This window comes from Duganella sp. CF458 (assembly GCF_900113115.1).
GTDB lineage: Bacteria > Pseudomonadota > Gammaproteobacteria > Burkholderiales > Burkholderiaceae_D > Rugamonas.
Genome location: NZ_FOOF01000016.1, coordinates 143,335 through 164,421, shown reverse-complemented (window position 1 = coordinate 164,421; position 21,087 = coordinate 143,335). Strand labels below are relative to the sequence as shown.

Genomic DNA, 21,087 nt, shown 5'->3' with positions numbered 1-21,087 from the left:
GTCGTGGGCAACTGGAGTGCTAATTTGATGCTTTCGGTTGTGCATAATGGGAACCTACCGCTGTACTCTAAATTAATCGGGTAGGTGTCTCAAGTGTTATATTGGCACAGGGGGGGCGCGGCGTCAGCCCGGTTGGACGCCGGTGCGACATCACAAAAACTGAGGGCGGCGTCAGCGCATCCCTCAAGGCAAGCCCACCATGTTTCAGTGTCAGGGTCCTGGTCGGTCTGCAACGCGAGTAAAGCGTTTAGTCGATTTCATATTACAATGATTTCCGAAATCAGCTGGACTCCAATATGCGCAAGGCCGACCTTTTGTCCTGTCTCGCAATGTTGCTGGCAATTGATTGTGCCAGTTGCGCTTGCATGCCGATGCGATTGGGCTATGTGAACTTACATCGGCCGCCCTACTTTCTCGGGGCCGGCAGCGCTGAAGCACCGGCTCCCGGGGCGACGGTGGAACTGATACGCGATACCGCTGCCTTTGCCGGTTGCCTGGTCGTTTCTGTAAGGCTACCTCCACTGCGGCTGCGCCAGGCACTTGACCATGACGACATCGACGCCATGCTGATGGATGCAAGCGACGCTGACCTGGTCAACTATGCCTTGCCCCAAACCCGCAACGGAAAACTCGATGCCGAACGCGCCGTACGCATGTACACCGTTGTTTTCGTCAGGGCTGGCGACGAGATTCCTCTGGATGCGGACCCGCGTACTTACTTCTCGACTCGCCGGCTTGGCATGAACAATGGCGCATCGCTCGCCGCGCAATTGAGGGCGCAGGGCTTTGTCATTGATGACGGGGCGCAGGACGGCGCGCGGAATCTGGAGAAGCTGGTGCGCCGGAGGATCGACGGCTATGCAGCAACCCTGGTCTCGCCGACCCACATGGACGCCTTCATTGCCGCCACCTATGGAAAGCAGCTGGTGCGGCTTGAGACTCCGCTACGCGTCCACAATTTTTGGCTCGGTTTCAGCAAGCGCTATTACGAGCGCAACCGCCCGCAAGTCGATGCGATGTGGGGCTGGATAGGTTCCCACGGCCATACTCGTTTCGTCGACCTGGTGGACAAGTACCAGAAGACTCCTGATTGAAGAACGGCATTGGCGGCGCCAATCGTTCTCTGTGCTGCGCCAACGGCGCAGCGCCAGATCGAACACAACCATGGTCTCCGTTCTACCAGTTGGCTAACGCCAGCATGATAGTTGATACCGCTTACCTTGCCAGGTGGTCCAGCCCTCCGAACGCCCTGCCTGCGGTTTCGGCAAGTACCATTTATTGCCATCGGCATGGTTGAAGTACAAGCCTCCCTGGTTCCCCATGTGAGCATTGCTCAGCTCAACCCAGCGCGAGCCGTTGTCGGAGAAGCTGCCCTTCCAGTGCACGCTGGTTGACTGGCTGCAGGATTCATCGTCGCACTCTTCTTCCGCGACATTGACGCTCACCCATTTCATCATTGCCGGGCGCCCATCGATATTGCAGTTCCATGTGCCGCCCCACCAGCCAACGGCCATGCTGGCGTTTGCAGTCGCGGAAGCGGCAAGATACAGAGCTGTCGCTGGAAGCAAGCTGCGCCATGTGGACTTTCTCATCGTCTTCATCTGTGTTCTCCTTCGCGTCATTCGGCGCCTCGCTGGCGCCGTTATGCACTTTAGGCAGAACCATAGGCCGCTACTTCCGTACTCCCACCCAGATTTCACGCGTGCGCTTACCCAGATTTGCGGGCTACCCAATTACCTGCCGGATGTTGCGCTCTGCTAGCGCGGCGATGGTGCGCGATGGGTTCAGGCCGATAGCGCGGGGAATGATTGCTCCGTCCATGACGTACAGGCCGGCGTAGCCAAAGACTTTGCCTTGCGCATCGACCACGCCGTTCGCGGGCGTCAACCCCATATTGCATCCACCCAGCGGATGCGGCGTGATCAGGTTCCGCAAGAACGTCCACGTTTGCGGCACATAGGCGCTACCGCCTGTTTTCTCAGTCAAGAGCTTGTGAGCGGCAATCATGGATTCGACAACGGCTTGCGAGCGCTGGAACGACCACTGCATGCGCAGCTTGCGCTTCCAGGGCGCATACCAACGCCGACCGAGCCACAGACGTCCATCGCCCGGCTCCATGGCTTGGCCAAACCAGGGCATCATGTGCTCAAGCGGATCTCCATCGTCGACCAGTTCGCGCAACTCCTTGTAAAAGCCCCTGAGTTTGCCGCGCGGCAGACGCTCCAGGCGTTTGCGCAGGAAATGGCCGGCCAGGTTCGGGATGCCGCCGTCTTCCACGAACAAGGCTTGGCCGTCTGGGCCGCTATTGTCAAGCAGGTCTATCGCCGCGGAGATCGTCACACCGTGGGATGGCGAAATCATGCGCTCCTTGTAGAACGCCGGTGTCACGAAATCGCCGTTGTGCGCCCAGCCGTAGCCCAGTCGCGAGGAAAGTGCCGGCAAGGTGCGGTGTTCGTCACGACAGCGCAACAGCAGCTCGGTGCTGCCGATCGAGCCGGCTGCCAGGAATACGTTTTCCGCGCTGAGGTTGCCAGGCGAGAGGCGGCCGGTTTGCTCATCGATCATGTCGAAGTGGACGCGCCAGCCTTTTTCCATCGGCTCCAGCTTTTTGACAAGATGCAAAGCACGAATCTCTGCGCCGGCCCTCTCGGCCTCGGCCAGATAGTTGAGATCGAGCGTATTCTTGGCCGATACCTGGCAACCGATATCGCAATTGCCGCAATGGACGCAAGTGCCCTGCTCTTTCCCGTGCGCGTTGGTGGATGTACGCGTATCCGGGCGATCGGCATTCCAATCCGGGTCAAAGCGAACCGCCAGCGGGAGTTTACGGAAACGGCCGCCCCAATTGCACGCTTCAGCGCCCTCCCGCATCAGGCGGGTGCGCTGGCTCAGTTGGTTATCCGGCACTTCCTGTACGTTCAACATGCGGCCGACTTCCTCATAATGGGGCCGCAAAGCCTCGTAAGTAATCTGCTGCGGCCATCCGCGCTTGAACACCTCGGGCTTGGCCTCCACCGACACATTGGCGTAGATCAGCGATCCCCCGCCTACGCCGGCTGCCGCCACGACCCACATGTCGGAAAAGGCGCGCAGGTCGGCCCAGCCGTGAAAGCGGTCCGGGCGTTCTTGATTCCACAGCCAGGGGTCGGTGGCTGCACGCGGATAGTTCTGTGGCGTCCATCTGCGGCCGCGTTCCAACACCAGGACTTTGCGTCCTTTCTGCGCCAGGCGGCACGCGGACACCGCCCCACCGAAGCCGCTCCCGATCACGATGGCGTCAAAGTCTAGCTTGCTCATAACGGGCTCCTGTGCGAGCGACAACGATTGGCGGTTCAATCAATTGAAGGCCGTCGGCCGGTTTGGCGTTGCCTTCGGCCGGAACGAAACGCGGGCCGTGCGCTGCCGGTGTCGCCCGCACCTTGTAAGTCCGTTTGACGCGCGCCAGGAATTCCACGCCATTCGTAGCCAAAGACCAGTGGCGACAGATCTTTTCCAGTTTGAGGGGATAGATTGTGAGCCGGCCATCTTCGAAATGCATGCGCAGGAAGCACTTGTAGTCGGGGATGCGCTGCGAGGAAAACACCTCTTCGTGATGGAGGCCCCATGCAGCGTTCGTCAGCACCATCCATACCCCGAACAACAAGCCGCCCAGAGCGCCCCCAAGAAGTAGAGTCTCGAGGATGAACAGGCCGACTTGGCCAAGATCGTTGGTATCCATGCCCAGGTGGAAGACGTTCATGCGGCCCATGAACCACAGGATAATCGCGGCCAGCAGCAAATGCAGCAATCCGTGGACGGCACCGGCCATGAAGGCCAACCTGCCTGCGCGATTGACGCCGGCGGCCGACAGGGCCCCGCACCCGCAAACGATCAGTAGGGCCAGGACCACGCTTGACGGACTATGTGCCGCGACCACAAACAGGCAGCGCAGCGCCTCTCCGATATGGCCGGCAGTCAATTCAAGGCTGGACAAGTTCTCCATCAGGCTCTTCGCCCCCAGTTCCGGGTGTCGCACCTTGCTCGCGCTTTCGATCACCCAGATGCACAGGAGATAGAACGCCGCCAACAGAGAGCAAAGCGACAGGTTGCCAAATGGGAGCAGGCAGGCCCGGTTGCGTAGCCGCCTTGACGTACTCTTGTCCGGATAGGCTTGGGCCAAGCGATATTGCTGCTTCTCCCCAGCCACGGTGATGGGCTCGGGCGGGTCGGGCAATTCATGCGTGCCGTGCAGGAAAGCGCCACCGCCGCCACAGGTGATGCGGTGCGGCGCGGCGATACCCGGCGCCGGCTCATATCGCGCGTAGTGGTGGGAATCTCCGGCCAGCACCAGTGCCAGCCGAGGTCCCAGCATCTGTTCAACTTCGCTCAAGCTCCTGAAGCGCGGGGTCTGGGTTTCCAGCGAACGCAGTGCCACCCGCGACTGACGCTTCACGCGCTCGGCTTCATCCACCCAGCTGGGCTCGGGAGTGCAGATCACCACCCGGTCGTCGGGCCCTAATTCCTTGGCCATCTGCTCGAAGTACTCGCGCTGGGGACGGTCGATCGCGGACTCGAGCTGCAAATCCAGCCCCCAGATCCACCAGCCGCCCGGTAGTTTGAGCACGTAATAGCTGGTCCGTTGCCGCGTTATCCAGCCTCCAACCGGGTCGCCGTTGCAGAACAACTGGCTGAAACCCCGCAGGCCGTCGTACCAGTCATGATTACCCGGCGTAGCCACCATGAGCGGGGCCTTCCTGATCGGGACAACCTGTTTCGAATTCGCGTTTGGATTGTTCAATACCGGCGCCGGCAACGCAGACCGGAACGGGTCGAGGAACCGTGTACGGTAACCGCCCTGGGCCGGCGTCGGGTAGACCTGGTCGCCTCCCAGCAGCAGCACCTGTCCGGCAGGCAGCGTTTGGTCCGCTCCGGCTGGCTTTACGGACTGGCTCACGCACAAGGCCATGGAGTAAGTCGAGTCCCAACCGTCTCCCGTGTCCGACAAGTAGTCGATCCAGATTCCTTTGTCTCCGTCGGCGCTGATTGCGATAGGCGGATTGGCTTGCGCAGGTTTCAGCGCTGCCTGCACTTCACGCGGGTCGGCAAATGCCCCCATCGTGGTGGCTGCAGCCGAACGCATTCCGGTCCGCAGCAGTTGAAGTGGCCCCAGCCAGTTGACCATGGGCTCTTGTGTATAGAGCTCGGTCCGGCAGGGGCTTGTGCCTGGGTTCATGATGTGGGACGCGGTGAGCGCCGGATATAGGTTCGGAACAATTCAGCTGCGAAAAAGCGGAAGAAACGCCACACCGCATTGGTTCGCGCGGACGGCGTCGGCGCATTGGTGGCATGTGCGGTACCGAGCAGGCGAACCAGATCGGGCACGCCGAGACTCAGCGTCCCTGCTCCGATCACTTCGCCGCTGGTATCGGTTCCCTTGTGCAGCTGCGTGTAAAGGGTCGTGGTTTCGCGCCAGAGCCGCCATGGACCGCCGAGGCGTACGTGCTTCTTCCCTGCCAGGTAGTAGTCACTGCCTTGGTGGCGGAATCCCAGTTCGTACACCATGTAAGTCAGCGTCGGGTCGCCGCTGGGACTGAACAGGCCGAACACGCCGGATTGCGCCGGAATGGCGCGGCCCCATGGTTCTATATCGAGATGGCCCGACAATCCAGCCTTGTGGTCGCTGGATGTCACGAACGCGCTCATGTCATCGATATGAATAGTGGCGTGCATCGCCAGCCGTCCTCCGTTCGCCGATCCCAGCTTGAACGGGCCCGCCATGGTTTCCCGGAAGCTCAGGCCAACACCTGGCTCGCGCATCGATGTGGCGCTCGGATCGAGAGGTGCCGGGCGGTTGGCCTTCAGCGCTCTCCGCGCATCGCGGTAGCCCAGGTTGATGAGGGTAGCAGCATCGATGCGCCCCCGGAAAAAGTCGGGATCAAGCGGCAATGGTGATTCGGGTTTGACGATGTGGACCACGACAGGTTCACAGTGGCCCCATACTGTTTCGCCATTGGCGATGCGGCGATTGATGGCGGCGATAGTGGCCAGTTCCGCATGCAGCGCGCCGAGGGCGCTCATTTCGATCATATGGACATACTGGTTAAACGCACCGTCGCGATAAACCGGCGTGTTCCCGATGCACCAGACCAGCCATAGCTCGCGCGCTCCCCGCTCGACGCAGGCCAACAGGTTCGAGTCCTTGATCCAAACGGCGTCGGTCCAGGTGGTGCCGGCCGTTTGCACCGCCGGCAGGAAAATTGGCAACGATGCTGCAGCGACCAGCCGTGGCAAGTCCAGTTCCTTATGCGGCAGTGCTACGACGGTCTTGTCATCGAAGCGGCAGACACTGAATGAAGCGTCAATGCCGTCCGCGGCCCGGATACGGTCGATGTCGATGCCCAGCGCCGGATACACTTTCTCTTTCATGCTGTCCGCGCTGCCCAATGCACGCATATTTGCCAGGCGCAGGTATTCGGATACCGGCCGCATGGAGGAAAAGTCCGTCGGACGCAAGGCGCGCCAGCGGCTGCACAAGGAGTCCGGTGATTCGCCGGAAAGAAGCGCCGCCAGGTTGATCGTTCCACCCGACACGCCGTCGGCATGGCTGAACCGCAAGCCTTCGTCATGAAGCGCTTTGACCGCCCCAGCCTGGTAAGCGACCCGCATGCCGCCTCCAGCAAGCACCAGGGCGCGCCGTGTGCCTGTGCCGGCGCTGGCAATCGGCGGTGTATGCACGGCGTTCATGCCCGGGTACTTTCCCAGTCCAGTGCACGGGCCGGTGCCGGCAACCATGCTTGCGACTGTCCTAATGGAAAAGTCGATTCCAGTCCTTGCATCGGCGCCATGCGCTGGGCCGGCTCCGTGATGAACCAGCATTCGAAATGGTCGTCCAACACGCCTTGGGTGGAAGGGAAGAATCCTGCCGCAATCGGCTCCGGGCGAATATCCAGGGTCCGCAGCGGCGCCATGCGCGGGTGGTCGCCGATCAGCAGCCTTGCCCCGCGTGCATCGAAGATCCTCAGGCCTAGCCTGCCTTTGAAGTAGATGAAGGACTTCATCAGCATGCCACGGAAGGCGCAGTAGTTTGCAGCCCCCATGTTGATCGGCAGCCAGGCCGTGCCGGGCTTTGCCACGTCCAGCCGCATCAGCATCTGGTTGTCCAGGTCATACTGGCTGCTTACCCAGCGGTCGCCGATGACAAAATCGAGGCTCGCCTGGTGCTTCGGCATGCCCCAGATGCCCTTCCCTCCCTTGACAGACACTTCGGTCGACACCGGCAGGTCCAGCACATATTGGCCGGTGCCGAAGGTCTTCATCATCATCGCGGGCAGCAGTCGCGGTGCGGGCCGGCTCCCGTGCGTGCACGCGATGGCGATTGAGTATTCGATGTAGCTGCCGATGTCGGTGATCTTGTAGTGGATCACGGTGACCACCAGCAGTCCCCGTGTCCATAGGCGGAAAGGATGTACCTCCCCGCCCGGCAGCAGGCGCGCCGCAGCGTCGGCGTCAATCGAGAACATTGCCATCAGCGCCGGCGACTGCTCCGAATTAATCGGCATTTCGAATGGAATGCCATCAACCAGGCCATAACGGCCCGCCAGGCGTTTTTGTCGGTCGGGAGCGTTCATGATGGGGCATCCAGTTCCGAGATCAGTATCGGGAAAGTGTCGCGATCGGCGTTTTTGCCGATGAATATGTCGAGGTGCCCGTATCCACCCAGCACATGCAGCGAATGAAAATTCGGGCGATAGCGGTCGAACCAGTCGAAACTGGCCTGTTGGCTTTGCCATTTGAAGCAGTCGTTCATCTCGCCGGCGATGAAAGCGATGCGCGCGCCGGTCCGGGGTTTATCCGCGACGCTCGAAGCAGGCAGCCCCGCCATATCGGACACCAGGTGTCCCTTGTCCAGGCAGCGCGCCATCTGGCGGAAGAACGACAGCGGAACATTGGCGAACTCCTGGCCGATCCAGTCATGCGTCTCCGAACTTAAGTTCTCGTGGCGCCATAGCACGGGGAAGCCTGTGCCATAGGTAAAGCTGGAGAAACGGCATACATCGTTGTCGCATTCATGATGGGTGAGCCGGACCAGGCCGCGTAAAGCGCGCGGTACAAAGCCTTGCGCCTGCTTTCCCCATTGGGGGTTCAGGTATGGCGTGAACTTGCCGAGCACCGGCACCGCAAAGCGTCCCTTCTGGCGGGAGATCCACGACACCTGGGGATGCAGCGACACGGCGTTGGAGACGATCGTTTCGACCTGCGGCACCAGGCCGGCGATTGCGGAGAGCATGAAGCTGGTCGAGCCCTGGCAGTGCACCACCGCCTTGATGGTCTTTGCCCCGGTTATTTCCACCACCTTGTTCACAGCTGCCGGATGATCGTAGAGTGCGGCCTCGTCGAGCGTCCATTCGCATGGCGGCAAGTCGATGCTGGCCCGCCAGTTTTCCAGCCAGACGTCGTAGCCATGATCGAGCAAGGCGTTGACAAAATTGGTGCTGTTCGGGGGGCGGAAGATGTTAGCCCGGACCCCTGCCCCGTGCACCAGCAGCACCGGCCCGCGCGATGGTTCACGCGGGCCAGTCACATTGATCAGGTTGCACATGCGGCCGTCTTGAGTCGGGAACTCGAATGTCTGCTCTTTGTTCACCATGTTCTCCCTAGCGCCCAAAATCAGCCCGCTTTTTGTCCAGGTTCGGATTCCTCTTGATTTGGTTCCCAAGTATTGACTTGCTGCTTGGAGCCGACGGACTTACCGTCTCTCGCGTCGTGGTCTCTGGCCTTACGGCTATAGCCCTCTTCGCGCTCTCGCTCGGTTTGATCGACGTCCCGGCCCCTGCCAACTGGGGCTCATAAGTGCAGTTTGGCGGATTCGGACATACCGAAACACCATGCGGTGCTTCGCGCGGGCCCCTGGTGCCAGGACCGGTGCCGACACGGCTTGGCCTGGAGTTCTCGGGCTCTTCCGTGCTCACCGGGCTTTCGGTACCCGAACTGCCGGACGAAGCTGGCGCCGGGGAGTATGGTCCTGGCCAGTTCGAGCCGCCGTAATCCCGCATCGGCATCGGGCCGCAACCGATCATCAGGGCCATCGCCAAGGAGAGTGGCGCCAGCAATGTTGCGCGCGCTTCGGTTTCGTAAAGAGTGTTCATCAGTCCCACCTCCCAACAACAATAAAGGAAGCCCAGAAATAAGGATGGGCAAAGTCCTTCATCAGCTCCCGCTGCGCGGCAGCCAAAGCATTCGCCACGCCCGCATCCGGCTTGTGGCGCCAATTTCCATAGAACGCCCCCATCAGGCGCCCCGTACTGCGGTCGTCCACCTTCCACAAACTGCCGATAGCGCTGGAAGCGAAGTTGTCGGCCAACCCTGCCAGACCCAATGCCATCACCCCATCTCCAGTCAGTGCGCTGCGGCATGCGCTCAGGGTAAGCAGCTGGATACTCCTGGGACGCTTTTGCCTGTCCGAAAGATCGTCGCCGTTCAGGACTTGGCCGTTCCATAACCTGATCAACGAGGTAGTACTCGTCCCGCCCATTTCCCCGTGCGAAGCCAGGTGCAGGACCAGGCCTTGTGCGGTTCCGCCGCGCAACCAATCGAATAGCCGCTCCCGCGTGCTCTGTTCGTTCAGGAAGCCGTCTGTCTTGAGTGCGGCGGCCACGGTTTGCACCTCGCCTTCCACATTCGGCAGGTCCGGCTTTGAAACGCCCATGACCAGCGAATCAGTCACTCCCGCAGCATGCTTGCCATGCTCCAGCGTCCGCAACGTGGGATGGACGATCGCGTAGCGCTCCCCCATGTATTTCTGTCCGTCGAATAACGCGGCCATGGGAAGGTCACGCAGAAGCGGATCATTGAGGAAAATGATCAAGGCTCCAGGACGCGGGTTTGCAGGCAAGGCCGGCGGATCAAAGCCGGCGAACAACAGTTCGTACAATTCGCGCAACGGACCTTCACGAAGTTTCGCTGTCTCCTCGACAAGCTTCGCCCTACTGACGGTGCCGGTAGAGCCGGCCAGCTTTGCCGCGTTAGTCCACGATTCCTGCAGCGCTGCCGACAAGGCGTCGAGCCTTTTCAGGTCAATCGCTTTTCTGGTCGAGCGATAGCCGTCCAGGTCGGGCCCACCAACCAGCACCCGCAGTTCGCCTTGGTCGATAACGGTCACGACCACGTGGCCCGGCACACGCTCCAGCTCGCGCTGCCAGCTCGTCAGGCCGTTGGTTTTCAGGGCGCTTTGCACCAGCTCGTCCACTTTGACCTGGGCCGCGATGGCCGCGACACAATCGTCCTGCTCTCGCAACAGCGCCTTTCCTTCACCATCGGCCGAATGCCGGAGTTCGCAATAGTTCTTCAGCGCGCTATGCGCACTGCATTCTGCGTTCACCCTGACCGATCCGTCCTCGGCGCAGCATTTCCGGGGTAGGTCCCTGGCCAGGAGAGCCAGCTTTTCCTGATCTGCAAGCACACGCCGTTCCCGTTGCGCGATCTGGGGGCCGCATTGTTCGAGCGGATCAGGGGCGATTGCGGGGACTGCAGGATTGCCCTCGTCCGCGGAGCGGGTGCCGCGCACCCACTGGCGCTCAACGAGTTCGCGGCGATTCATCAGTAGCGCGATCTTCTTGGCCTGCTTGTACGACTGCAAATCCATCAGCAGGGATTGAAACTCGCGATATGCTTCCGAGAATCGGCGGTCGAACGTCTGGTGCGCAGCATCCTCCGGTCCGGTCGGCCGCATCTGTTCGACAAGGTGGATGACGCGGGCGTACCGGCCGGCTGCCACCAACGGTGCGGAATAGCGGCTGGAGCGGGCCAGCCCCCACCAGCCCATGGCCCGGGCTTGCGGCGAATCTCCCGCCACGGCGGCCCGCCAGGCCAGGTTCGCGGCAATCGGGTTGTCGGCGCGCGATTCGGACCACCCCAGGCTGGCCTGCGCCATCGCGATCGCATCGGTGTCCTTTCCCTCGACCGCATAGGCCAGGCTGTCCCTGAAATACTCGCTTGCCTTGGCAAAATTGCTGAATCCGGCCTCGATGGTTGCCGCCTCGAACAGTGCTCGGCCCAGGTCGCCAGGGGTATGGTCCGCGGCGCGCAGCTCCGCGAGCACCTGCTGCATCAGCTTTGCGGCCAGCGCGGAGTCCTGCGGGCTGGAAAGGCGCGCAATGGCGGCCAGACCTTGCAGCGCCTTCGCCGCTTCCGTCGGCAAGCCGGAATCCAGGGCCAGCCGCCGGCCCCGTTCGAATGCCGCCCGCGCGTCGGCGTAGCGTCCCAGGCTGACCAGGTAACCTCCCAAAGCTATCTGGATCATGCGTTCCTGGGACCGATGGCCGAATGCGGCATGCAGTTCGGCGCTCACGCTCAGCTCGCGCACTGCTATGGCAAGGAGGCTCCCATATTCGCTCCGCGCAAGGGCGAAGGCGTGGTATACCAAGGCCGCGCCCATTGCCCTGCGCAGCTCTCCGGCTTGCGCTGACTTGAATGCCAGATCGAGCTTTTCGGGCACAGCCGCCGATGGCATATTGCCCTTCATGGACGTGGTCGACGAAAAGACTTGCGCCCAAGCCAAGGCCTCCGGATCGCCTGCCTCGTTCGCCTCGCGCTCACTTGCCGCGTAGTCCGCCATGGCTGACCTGGCGTCGCGTTCACAGAGTTCCAGCCACTGGCCGTGGGTGCGGAGCCCTTCGGCCTTCCTCAGTGCGTCCGGCGCGACGGAAATCGCTTCGCTGGCCCACTTTCCTGCATCGCGGCAAGCACTCCGGCTGAGGGAAATAATCGCCATCGTGTTGAGTGCTTCGCTGCCCGCCTCACTTTGCCCAGCCTTCTCAGCGCATTCCTTGGCTTTCTTTGCAAGCCGCATTGCTTCATCCATCTGGCGCGTCACGGTCAACCGGGCAAGCCGGGACAAGGCAAGGCAATACAGTTTGCGCGGTGCCGACAGAAATTCGGGCGAACGAAGCATTGTGTCGAGCAGCGCCATTGCCGCGTCATCGCAGGCCATGACTTTCAAGGCCCGGGCCTGCAGGATGGCGGCCGTGTATCGCGTGGCCGGATCATTGGCCTGCCGGCTCACGGCTGCGGATTCGCCGGCCGCATCCCTGTTGCGGCCTTGGCGGTAGCTGCTGGCTGCGCTCTCCAAGTCAGCGCGGCGATCCCAGCGCGCGATATCGCAGAAACCTGGCGAGGTGAGCCGCGGCAAATCCATCACCTCCATGCCGGCACTGGCTGGCCGGTGCAAGGACGCGCATGCCAGCGCAGCCAGCATGACGGCCTGCCTAATGGTGATTCCCACCGGAGCCATCATTCCCTCCGCTCCCCGGCGCAAGCAGCTTGCCGGTGTCCGCGTATGCCGCCGCGATGAATGGAATAGCTTCATTCGCGCGCAGTGCCACCGATGCGATCTCCGCCCGCAATACCGGTGCGCGTGTGAAGTTGTCCGGCAATCCTTCCCGTACCGCGGCTTTGAATCCGCTCAGGTAGACCGGTACGGCTTTTCGATGCGCGCCGCTCATGTCGACCAGCATTACCAACACTGAAGGCTTTGCCATCTCGTTTGCGGCGACGGAGAATTCGTTGATCGGCCGGCGCATCGCCAGCAGAAAGGGTCCGGGCCGGTCCAGTCTTGCTCGCATGTCCGGAGCAAGCGCCATGCGAACGCGGTTCAGGATGGCAACAGACTTGACGAAATTGAATTCAGCCAGGGTCAGCTTCCCTCCCTGGTAATGCTGGGCAGGCACCACGAACTGGTTGGCGTGCTGCAGCAAACCGGCGCCACCAACCGTGCTGGCAGACTGGCTGGCCTGTATCTCCGCCAGCAGGATTGCGAGCGCGTCGCGCGCATTTTGGCGCTCCCGGTTGGACGCAACCTCCGGCGAACCTCCCGCCGCGTCTCCTGATAATACATAGGTGTACAGCAAACTGCGCGGCCCCTGCCACCGCGACTCCGCGGACCCAAGCAGTGTGGACCAGGTGTGGAACTCTACTCCCGCGCGCTGTCCGGAGCCTGTCACGCAGCCAGCGATAAGAACGAACGCGAGCAGTGGCCCCGCCAACCCCAACCATTTCTTCATGATGGGTCTCCCGGCTTGTTTGAACGGGCGAGCCACGCGCCCGCCATGGCGCCGATCACCGCAGCCAGGCCAATCAGGTTGGCGAAATCGCGCGGGTCAATCTGAGGAAATGCAACATCGAGGACCAGGAAGGCAAGCATTCCGCCTATCAGCGCGCTGATGCCTCCTGCTTTCACTTTTTTCACGATCGGCCTCCGGCTATTTCATCGCGGCGCATCTTCAAGAATAGTGACCGTGCCAGCGTTGGCAAGCTGGACAAGGGGGCACAGCCCCCCTTCCCTGCATCAGGCCGGTTCGGTCTTGGCCTTGTTCGCCAGTTCCTTGGCCAGTTGCTTGCCCGGCGCAGTGCTTGGCCCTGCATCCTTGACCCAGGCTGCGGCGCGCTTCAGTTCTGCCGGGCTCATCACAGTGCTGCCGTCGATCAGCTTGGCTGCCGCACTGAAGTCCGCCTTGCGATCGCGGAAACGCGTCGCCATGCGCTTGGCTTCGACGTAGGCGAAGTGTGGGCGCAGCACCGGATTGGCGATGGCGGCGTCGATGGCAGCCATGCCTTCATGCAGGTGGTCGCCGCCGATTGCCAGGGACAGCAGCGCATCCGGCGTCGACAGCACTTTCAGTGCGGCCTCCGCGTGGGCCTGGTCGACCGCGGAAGTCACCATGACCGTGTTCTCCCCGGTGCAGGTGCATTCAATGCCGCCGTTGTCCCAGCGCGCTTCCACAATGATCCGATAAGCGCCCGGCATTGGGAACAAGGCACCCTGGCCTCCGCGCAACAGGGTCAGCGAGTGCGCGACGGTGTCCTGCGCATCCAGCGGTTGAACCTGGTCATCCTCCAGGCAGATCACAATGGGCGCGAAGGTGCGGATGGTGCCGCAAGGGTCGATCACCTTGCCGCGCACGATGCCGCTCTTCATGCTCAAGGTATTGGGCGCGGCGATCGGGGCGCTGGTCTGGTTCTGCAGCGTGATGTTGACGCGCACCGGGGCACCGATCGGGACTGCGCTGGCGACCGGCATCACGAACATGCTCAGGCCGTCGATTTCCAGTTCCATATCGGTAGGACTGATTGGCGTCGAACCGTAGCTGGTGCCGAACGGCAGGCCGCCGGGACGCACATAGATGTCCGGCATGTGGCGCAGGCGCTTTGCGTCGTCCGGGTTGTACGACCATTGGATATTGGCCGGGAATTGCAGGCTGCCGGGATTGAGCGAGCGCGATGCGATCACGTCGGTGGTGCACAGGTAGCCGTTGTCGGCCGTGTTGTGATACAGGCCCATGGCGTGGCCGATTTCATGCACGGCGGTGCGGAAGTATGGCGCGGCTGCGGTACCGAAACGCTGGCCCGCCACGGTACCCCATTCGGCGGTGTTCGGCATGGTCCAGTGCGAGGAAATGGCGCAACCTTCGCGCGGCACGTTGTTGGAGTCGGTGCCGCCGTTGTCATACATGATGCCGCGTTCGGTCTCGTCGAGACGGCGCATGGCCAGCACGTGGTAGCGCCATTCGACATCCAGGTTGGACGCGTCGCGCTTGGCCAGCATCGCGGCATGTGCCTCGCCGTTGGACCAGGAGATGCCGCTCGGTTCGACCACATTGTTATTGCTTTGCATGGCGTTGATATCCCAGTCGACGCTCTTGCCGACAGCAGCCCAGTCAATGCCTGCACCGTTGTTGATCACGGCTTCGGACTGGCTGACGCGATCCACCTCGATAGTGGCTTTCCGCAGGAAATCGGAAACCCAGCCCATCGTCAAGCGGCCGACAACGACATTGGCAGCGTTCTTGACGTCGCCCGCCAGGTAGTGGCTCGGTGCCGGGAAGCCGGCTGGAGCCGCCTGCCACGTCATCAGCGCCGTCAATTCTTCCTTGCTCCAGGTACCGCCGGTATTCCATGCGCCAGGGTTCTTGGTGAAACGCCACATCTCGAATCCCAGCGTGAAGCTGTTACCGAAGGTGAAGTTCTCCAGGATCTTCGTGACGCGCAGGTAATAGCGGTAACGGCTGCGCGAAAGGATGGGGATGCCGTTGGCAGGGTTAGGGCCCGACAGCAGCAATGGCCGCGCCAGGTCGGCAGGCAGTGCAGTTTTCAAGGGCAGGAACAAGACCGGGCGTTGATACAGGTCGCCGCTCGCAGTGCGGCCGCCAGCATGCTTCTCAACCCGCATCGTGCCATCGTAAGTCACCAGGCCAATACCGCTGGGGGTGTAGTTCAGCAAGTAGCAACCTGGGCGCACGCTTTTGATCTTCAGGAACTCCGGATTCACCCGTTCGCCCGGACCTGGAATATGCGGCTGAATGTCGGCCGCGGCTTGAGGCGATGGCATCTCAAGTTCATCGGGCAAGGCAGGAAACATCTGATTCGATTGCATGGTGGAAGCGTTGTTTTGGGCATCCATTGCTAAGCTCCTTGTTTGGACATCGGATATATGGAATTGTTGAGAGCATGCTGGCTGCGCGATGTGCCGCGGCTGCATGTCCTGCACTTTAGGTGGCGGGAGCCAAGTCCGAATTGGTGCTGGCACCCAGATTTGGAGCCAGATGCCCCCCAGATTTCGACGTGGATGGCGATCAGGTAGGAACTACGCCGGGCGGTACGGGCGGTGCCCAAGCGTCAGCGCCGCCCGCCCCGGAGTCGTCAATTACAGTAATCCGCGTTAATGAAGTCCCGCAATCCGTGATGCTGGAAGATCTCGCAGTAGTCCTGCTTCCCGACACTGGACCAGTTGGTGTGCTTGTCGAGGATTTCCATGAAGCGGTTGGCATATTCGTAGCGGTCCTTGTAGGTCGACGCGGCCATCAGGTCGGCAGCCCAATACACGATCCAGTTGAAGTCGGTATCGGTGGACGGACGCCATGTCCCATTCTGGGTGGCCCCGGTGACCTTGATGCCGTGATAGAACTCCCACAGCGCCTGGCCGACCACCCTGCCCGCGTGATACGGTCCCTGGTCCTTGGTCTGGTTGACGCACAGGTAGCCACCTACCGTCATCCGGTTTGCGTCGCTATCATGCACCTGGCCGGTTTCAGAGTGCGAGAAGTAAAGCTTGTTGGTGCTCGAAGGTTTGTAGCCGACGCCGTAATAGCTCTGCCAGAACGCTTGCGGCACCGCCGTGCCAAGCGCACCTTCATGGATGAACTTCATCTGGTTGCTGCCGCCGCAATCGAGGTCCGAACCGAAGCCGTAATAACGGTTCAGGAAGAAGTGATTGAGTTCGTGATGGAGGTTGCTTGGATTGTCAAAGCAACCGCCTCCCTCGCAGGACGCATTGTGATTCGACGAGCCGCTCGGATTCCGGTGCGCGAGACGGATCACATTCCCGCCCTCGCCCTTGTTGTCGTCGGTCGTGACAGCGAAAGAGGAATTATGGACCGATCCGGAACGGCAGGCATCCGAGACCAGCAGTACCCGAGGAAAATCGCTGGCCGAGTCAGGCAGCACACCCATCGCATCGAGCGACGGTTTCAGCCATTGCGAGAACTGGCGCGCCCAGTAATAGGCATGGGTTTCACCAAAAGTCTCGCTGGCACCGCCGGGAAAGTACGGCGCGAAGTCACGATCGGTCCTGCGGGTGGCCCGGATGAATGAGCTGCCGCTATTCGTGCCATAGGCCGCCGAACACCAGGTGCTCGCAAACGTGGTCTCGCCGCAGGTGGTTTCCGCCGCGCCTTCGCAACGGTGGTCGTTCATCATGTAGAAGAAATCGTGCTCCAGGCGGCGGTCATTGCGCGTGTACTGGCCAGTCGAAACGATTTGCGACGGATTGAACAGGTTGCCCGACGGGTAGCGCCAACGATTTACCTGCGCGTCCGTGTAAGCACGGTCAACCAGGTCGCTCACATTGAGGATGCGGCCGGTCGCCGCATCGACTATGGTGCGCCAGTGGCACTCGCCATCGCTGGAGGCGTTCTCGATATCGTACACCCGCAGGCCCCGGGCAATGTCGATCGCGCGTTCGTTGCGTACCGTTCGCACTTGCATTTGCTTGCACTCCGCTTGCGCCGGCTCCAGCAGTGCGGTACGGGCCGCCAATTCTGCGCTGATGCCGCTCCCGCTACCGGCGCTGGTCGACTTGAGCTGCAGCTTGGCCGGCGTCAGCAGCATCCGGCTGATACCGATCACGTTCCAGTTAAGGTCGAAATGCACCAGCGTGCGGCCATACAGCACTTTTTCATCGCCAACGTACTGTTCCAGGGTGAGTTTGTGGAACAGTGGCGAGCTTTGAAAATCCTTCACGCGCAGGGTCTGCGCGATCTTGCCCGAATCGATATCGAACAGTTTGGCATTGCGCGCCAGGAATGCCGTCAGTATCGGCATGGCTGCGCGCTTTTCCAGTGCGAGCATTTCCGCTTTCGGCCTTTCCCACTCCACCATGCGGTCCGGATCCGGCGCGGGCCCCACCCTTACCTCGCGCGGCACCACCGTGCCATCTTTCGGTCTGTCTGCGCCATCGACTGTTCCCAGCGATTGACCGAGCGCACTGCCGCCTTCGACCACGAATGGCAAGGTGCGGCCGTTCGTTTCCAGATCGCGGCTGGCAATCGGGCCCTTAACCGGAAGCAGCATGCTGCGTACTGGCTTCGCTGTAGTCGGCAACGCGAGTTTGGCGAGAATCGGCAAGGCGTAGTCCGGAATCACGGCCTTCGGCTTGGTCGAGAAACTATCGATATGCGCGCCTGCAAAGGTAAACGAGACGTCGGCGTCGAACTTGCGGAACTCGGCCATGGCACCAGCCACCGAAGCCGATGGCGCCGCGCGCGGCGGACGTGCGCCGTCGATGCTCTCTGCCTGGGCCGCAGCTGCACTGAGGACGGTCGCAATGCCGAATGAAGTAAAGAAACCAGTGGTAGTCATATTTCCTCCCGGCTGAAAAGCCAAAATTGTCTGAATGCGTAGGCAACTTTAGAAAACTTCCGCATCGGGCGGATTGGTGCTGGCACCTATATTCCGATGAGTTCGGCACCTATTTTTTCGCAGCACATCCCGCTATCGATCTGAAAGATGAGAGCCGATCCCAACGCCGGGAGGCAGTTTTCGAAGTTGCCGTGTGAGAGCTGTTTCGCCATGTGTAAAGACGCGCGCCGCCCGGCGCTCCATGGTGTTAACCTGCCCATGCCATCAGCAAGCACAGAGGGCGCGCCATGCATTCCGCTACCATCGCTCCGTTCCATAAGCAGTACCCGAAGTCCGTTTTCATCATCGACGACAACGCCATGATGCGGTCGATGATGAGGTTAGGCGCAAACGAAGCTGAGTTGGCGGTGCTCGGCGAAGCCGGCACGGCCCAGGCGGCGCTGGCGCGGTGCACGGAACTGGAGCCCGACATTGTGTTGCTGGACCTCGGACTGCCGGACGGCGACGGTCTTGAGCTTCTTTCGCAACTGAAGGCTCACTTACCCGATAGCTTCATCATCATCGTGTCGGGCCGGAACGACCAGAACGTGGTCCAGGCAGCGGTTTCGCGCGGCGCAATGGGATTTATCGTTAAACCCTTCAGCATCGGCTCCCTGACCGACAGCCTGGTCGCTGCCCGGCGCCGCCTCGCGGCACGACAGAAAGCCTGAGCGCATCTATATCAATTTGCAATGCAATGTCGGAAAGTTTTACATTTCCTCAAGCGCGGTCTTATACCGGTATGGTAAGTAACTGATAGTACAGAAGCTTACCTGCCGGGCCCGTTTATTGCTAAACAATCCCCGACGTATTTATTCACTGAGCAATATTCTCGGGAGGAAATCACGTGCGACAACACTTTGCCAAAAGCCTGTTCAGCATTGCGCTGACCATCGCTGCCTTCGGTAGCACTGCACAAGCAGCACCAAGTACTGGCGTCAAGCCCTTGATCACTTCGGGCGCCTTGCCTGACACACCTGCAGCCCACGTTGATCCCAACGACGCCGCTTCGCGCTTCTCCGGCGTGGTCAGTATCAATATCCGCTATGACGGCCTGAGCTATATCTGTTCCGGGGCGCTGGTCGGCAAGCGACAGGTTGTCTCGGCCGGCCATTGCGTTGACACCAATGGCAAGGGCAGCCTGATCGACCTCAACAAGCCGGGCAACGATGTGCGGGTGGTCTTCAACGCTTCGTCGACGCCAGGCGATCCCGGTCGTGCTGTCGTCAACGCGACCAAGGTGCAGATGAACCCGAACTACGCGGGCTTCGGCAAATGCCCGGCCGGCGTGGCGGGTTTCTGCGTCAACGATGACCTGGCAGTCATCACGCTGGGCCAGGACGCGCCGCCGTCCGCCAAGATTTACAAGGTGGCGGGCCAGCAATTGCAGGCAAACACGCGCCTCATCATGGCAGGTTACGGGACCTCAGGCGATGGCATCAATGGCTATACCATCAGCCCCGATTTCCGCATCAAGCGCACTGGCGAGAATATTGTCGACCTGTTCGATGGTGACGACGAGAATGGCTTCAACGGCCCGAACGAAGTGTGGTACGCCGATTTCGACGGAAACGGCCACGATACGTTCTGCGAATGGGGTCTCGCCTGCTCCGCGCAATTGCCGAACAACCGGGAATCCGGCATAGGCGGCGGCGATTCGGGCGGACCTTCCTTCATCGAGCAGTACGGGGAGTTGATGCTGATCGCCACCAACACCTTTGGCGGCACGCCTGATGGCCTGCTCGACGGCGCATTCGGGACTTACTTCGGCGGCATCGCCCTGCACAGCTATCTCAACTACCTGTCCGCGGCGACCGGCGGTGCGATACAGGTCGTTCCGGAGCCGGCAAGCATTGCCGTGTTCGGGCTTGGCCTGCTGGCTCTGGCGACGTTGCGCCGCCGAAGCCGGCGGCATTGATGGCATCAAAGGGCCGGCGCATCAAAGCGCAGCCTGCATCGCAATCCTTTGCGCTGCCGCCGCCCTTTCCCTCGAAGAGCGTTTGCGCCACCAGATCACGACGCCGGTTACGCTCAGCATCGCAACCACGATCCCCATCGCGGAAATCAGGATGCGTCCCGGCAGCCCCAGGATGCGGCCGGAATGCAACGGAAACTGCGCCTGGACGAAGATGTCGGCAGCAGTGCCCTTCCAGGGCTGGCGATCGCCAAGCAGGCGGCCGTCGATGCCGTCGTAATACAGCACCGCCGGTCCGACGCCACCAGCGCCATGGTCATCACCCGGCTTGAAGAAGCTCACGCCATAGATGCCGTAGGCTTGCGAATAGAACACGCTTCCTGCCGGTTCCTTCCACGCGCGGCGTTGTGCCTCCTGCGCCGCCTGCTGCAGGACTTTCTCATAGCTTATGCGCGCCAGGATAGGATTGTGCAGGTCTTGCGGCACCCGCGTATCGAATGGCGTAGGCGTCACTTCCGAGACGGTCTTCATCACCGGGTAGAAAACTTCACGATAGAGGTTCAGTGAGAAGGCGGTGAAGGCCAGGATGAACAGCAGGCCCCAGGTCCACAGGCTGAACGCGCGGTGCAGGTCGAAATTAAGCTTGGCGGCACCGCCGCCCCAGCGCACTTTCCACGCCGGCTTCCAGCGCTGCCACCATCCGCGGGCGGCGGGAGTGCGGGCGCGAACGGGTAGCGTGAGGTAGAAGCCGACAAAGCTGTCCACCACCCATACCATCGCGATCACGCCCATCAGCCAGATGCCCCAGCGGTCGATGCCCCACATCTCCGGAATATGCAGTGAGTAATGCAGCCGGTACAGGAAGGAAACCAGGGTCTCCTTGCTGATCGGCCAGACAGCGCCCCATTCCCGCTTGCCAAGTTCAGCGCCGCTGACCGGATCGACAAAGACCTGGTTGAAGCCGCTGCCATCGACGCCGAAACCCAGCGAATCGCCCGGCCCTGCATGCAAGGGAATGAACGACACCTTCGCTTCGGGATGCCGCTGCTCGATCTGGCGCGCCAGTTCCAGCGACGGCTGCGGCTTGCCGGGCGTATGCGCCTCCATCAGGTGCGGATTGAGCAAGTCGTCCAGCTCATGATCCCATGAGATCACAGCGCCCGTCAGGCCGCTGACGAACAGGAAACCCGCCGTCAGCAGCCCCAGGTAACGGTGAACCAGCGTCCACGTTGCACGCATGGCTG

The 21,087-nt window shown here is 61.4% G+C and carries 16 protein-coding genes; 4 read left to right on the top strand and 12 right to left on the bottom strand.

Annotated features, from left to right (window positions below):
- The first annotated feature begins 365 nt into the window (after positions 1–365).
- Positions 366–1,094, top strand: a complete 729-nt coding sequence (locus tag BM269_RS23135; RefSeq protein WP_090442780.1) for a hypothetical protein — start codon at positions 366–368, stop codon at positions 1,092–1,094.
- A gap of 93 nt (positions 1,095–1,187) precedes the next feature.
- Here the strand turns inward: BM269_RS23135 and BM269_RS23130 are convergent, their stop codons facing one another.
- The 6 genes from BM269_RS23130 to BM269_RS23105 all read right to left on the bottom strand — a co-directional run bounded on the left by BM269_RS23130 (position 1,188) and on the right by BM269_RS23105 (position 8,626).
- The gene (locus tag BM269_RS23130; protein WP_139232842.1) at positions 1,188–1,601 is read right to left on the bottom strand and encodes a DUF6006 family protein; all 414 of its coding nucleotides are present in this window, start codon (positions 1,599–1,601) and stop codon (positions 1,188–1,190) included.
- A gap of 124 nt (positions 1,602–1,725) precedes the next feature.
- Complete coding sequence (locus BM269_RS23125; protein ID WP_090442774.1) at positions 1,726–3,297, bottom strand: GMC oxidoreductase; 1,572 nt, start codon at positions 3,295–3,297, stop codon at positions 1,726–1,728.
- Positions 3,278–5,161, bottom strand: a complete 1,884-nt coding sequence (locus BM269_RS23120) for a metallophosphoesterase (protein ID WP_139232841.1) — start codon at positions 5,159–5,161, stop codon at positions 3,278–3,280. Before BM269_RS23120 ends, BM269_RS23125 begins: the two co-directional genes overlap by 20 nt.
- Positions 5,162–5,208: 47 nt before the next feature.
- On the bottom strand, positions 5,209–6,723 hold the full coding sequence (locus BM269_RS23115; protein WP_090442768.1) for a patatin-like phospholipase family protein: 1,515 nt from the start codon (positions 6,721–6,723) through the stop codon (positions 5,209–5,211).
- Positions 6,720–7,607, bottom strand: coding sequence for an acetoacetate decarboxylase family protein (locus tag BM269_RS23110; protein WP_090442765.1), 888 nt, complete (start codon positions 7,605–7,607; stop codon positions 6,720–6,722). Before BM269_RS23110 ends, BM269_RS23115 begins: the two co-directional genes overlap by 4 nt.
- Positions 7,604–8,626: an alpha/beta fold hydrolase gene (locus BM269_RS23105; protein ID WP_229204765.1), complete on the bottom strand. Its 1,023-nt coding sequence runs from the start codon at positions 8,624–8,626 to the stop codon at positions 7,604–7,606. Before BM269_RS23105 ends, BM269_RS23110 begins: the two co-directional genes overlap by 4 nt.
- Before the next feature lie 275 nt (positions 8,627–8,901).
- On the opposite strand from BM269_RS23105, the gene BM269_RS30010 reads away from it, so the two are divergent.
- Positions 8,902–9,024, top strand: a complete 123-nt coding sequence (locus BM269_RS30010) for a hypothetical protein (protein ID WP_255372312.1) — start codon at positions 8,902–8,904, stop codon at positions 9,022–9,024.
- A gap of 100 nt (positions 9,025–9,124) precedes the next feature.
- Here BM269_RS30010 and BM269_RS23100 read toward each other — a convergent pair whose 3' ends face one another.
- The 5 genes from BM269_RS23100 to BM269_RS23080 form a co-directional block, all read right to left on the bottom strand.
- Positions 9,125–12,232, bottom strand: coding sequence for a CHAT domain-containing protein (locus tag BM269_RS23100; RefSeq protein ID WP_170860462.1), 3,108 nt, complete (start codon positions 12,230–12,232; stop codon positions 9,125–9,127).
- Positions 12,233–12,242: 10 nt separating this feature from the next.
- On the bottom strand, positions 12,243–13,037 hold the full coding sequence (locus BM269_RS23095; protein WP_090442759.1) for a hypothetical protein: 795 nt from the start codon (positions 13,035–13,037) through the stop codon (positions 12,243–12,245).
- A complete protein-coding gene (locus BM269_RS23090) occupies positions 13,034–13,222 on the bottom strand; it encodes a hypothetical protein (RefSeq protein WP_090442756.1) in 189 nt (62 codons plus the stop codon). The genes BM269_RS23095 and BM269_RS23090 overlap by 4 nt, the downstream gene beginning before the upstream one ends.
- Positions 13,223–13,321: 99 nt before the next feature.
- Positions 13,322–15,433 (bottom strand): zinc metalloprotease, encoded by a 2,112-nt coding sequence (locus BM269_RS23085; protein WP_090442754.1) that lies wholly within the window; start codon positions 15,431–15,433, stop codon positions 13,322–13,324.
- A gap of 239 nt (positions 15,434–15,672) precedes the next feature.
- The gene (locus tag BM269_RS23080; RefSeq protein ID WP_090442749.1) at positions 15,673–17,889 is read right to left on the bottom strand and encodes a hypothetical protein; all 2,217 of its coding nucleotides are present in this window, start codon (positions 17,887–17,889) and stop codon (positions 15,673–15,675) included.
- A gap of 287 nt (positions 17,890–18,176) precedes the next feature.
- Between BM269_RS23080 and BM269_RS23075 the strand changes: the two genes are divergently transcribed.
- Positions 18,177–18,599 carry a response regulator gene (locus BM269_RS23075; protein ID WP_090442747.1) on the top strand — a complete coding sequence of 141 codons (423 nt, stop codon included), beginning with the start codon at positions 18,177–18,179 and terminating at the stop codon, positions 18,597–18,599.
- Positions 18,600–18,775: 176 nt separating this feature from the next.
- Entirely contained in the window at positions 18,776–19,846 is a 1,071-nt protein-coding gene (locus tag BM269_RS23070; RefSeq protein WP_090442745.1) for a trypsin-like serine protease, read from the top strand.
- A 21-nt stretch (positions 19,847–19,867) separates the two neighbouring features.
- On the opposite strand, the gene BM269_RS23065 is transcribed toward BM269_RS23070, so the two are convergent.
- On the bottom strand, positions 19,868–21,082 hold the full coding sequence (locus BM269_RS23065) for a PepSY-associated TM helix domain-containing protein (RefSeq protein ID WP_090442742.1): 1,215 nt from the start codon (positions 21,080–21,082) through the stop codon (positions 19,868–19,870).
- Positions 21,083–21,087 lie beyond the last annotated feature (5 nt).